Annotated in this window: 1 protein-coding gene; it reads left to right on the forward strand. The window is 46.0% G+C overall.

Going from position 1 to position 511, the window contains the following annotated elements:
- Positions 1-511 (forward strand): response regulator (locus R7E38_RS23415; protein ID WP_318082248.1); only part of this gene is annotated, 511 nt, incomplete at both ends.

Raw genomic sequence — 511 nt, forward strand, 5'->3', positions numbered from 1 at the left:
GGGTTGACCATCGTGAAAAACTTGGTCGATATGCTCGACGGGGATGTACAAGTTCGCAGTCAAAAAGGGCAAGGAACCACATTTGTTGTTACGCTGCCAGTAAAGGATCGTGAGCGAGTTCTGGCTCCGTTGGATTCGAGCCAACGCGTAAAACCTGCAGAGTTGTTTGATGAAAGTCTGAAAGTGTTGCTGGTGGAAGATAACCATACTAACGCCTTTATTCTTAAAGCGTTTTGTACCAAATACAAGATGCAGGTTGATTGGGCGAAGGATGGGCTAGAAGCCATGGAGTTCTTAAAAGATCACTCTTATGATTTGATTTTGATGGATAACCAACTTCCGCATCTTGGTGGCATCGAAACCACGAAAGAGATTCGTCAAAACTTGAAATTGGGGACGCCCATCTACGCCTGCACCGCCGACACTGCGCAAGAAACCAGTGATGCATTTATGGAAGCAGGCGCGAACTATGTTTTGCTGAAACCCATTAAAGAAAATGCACTCCACGAGG

Source organism: Vibrio sp. Vb2131 (assembly GCF_033338535.1).
GTDB classification, from domain to species: Bacteria; Pseudomonadota; Gammaproteobacteria; order Enterobacterales; family Vibrionaceae; genus Vibrio; species Vibrio alginolyticus.